Below are 462 nucleotides of genomic sequence, written 5' to 3'. Positions count from 1 at the left end.
CTTGCGGCCTGCCAGATGATGACGGCGCAGGATATCGGCCACTGAGCAGGCGCACTGGAAGTACTGCTGCATCAGGCGCAGTTTTTTACCGGCCTGATGGTTGTCGTTCGGGTACAGCACCTTGGTCAGTTTTTCCGCGTCGATGCCCTGCTGCTCGGCGCGCAGGAAATCGCCATCGTTGAATTTGGTCAGGTTGAACGGATGAGCGTGTTTGGCCTGCCACAGACGCAGCGGCTGGGCGACGTTGTTGCGATAGCCAAGCACCGGCAGGTCCCAGGCTTCGCCGGTAATGACGAACGCCGGCTGCCATTCGCCGTTTTTGCTGACTTTCCCGCCGATACCTACCTGGACATCCAGCGCTTCGTTATGACGGAACCACGGGTAGCTGCTGCGCCCCCAGTCGTCAGGGGCTTCCATCTGCTGGCCATCGTCAAATGACTGGCGGAACAGGCCATACTGGTA

1 protein-coding gene is annotated in these 462 nt (G+C 59.7%); it reads right to left on the bottom strand.

Translation table 11 applies throughout. The features are described 5' to 3' along the window. The coding region (locus M3223_RS23885; protein ID WP_251566278.1) for a glycogen/starch/alpha-glucan phosphorylase at positions 1-462 on the bottom strand (462 nt) is incomplete at both ends.

It is taken from the genome of Paenibacillus pasadenensis (assembly GCF_023715725.1).
GTDB lineage: Bacteria > Bacillota > Bacilli > Paenibacillales > Paenibacillaceae > Paenibacillus_O > Paenibacillus_O pasadenensis_A.
The sequence above is the reverse complement of the archived record's forward strand: the minus strand, read 5'-3'. Positions and strand labels throughout refer to the sequence as shown.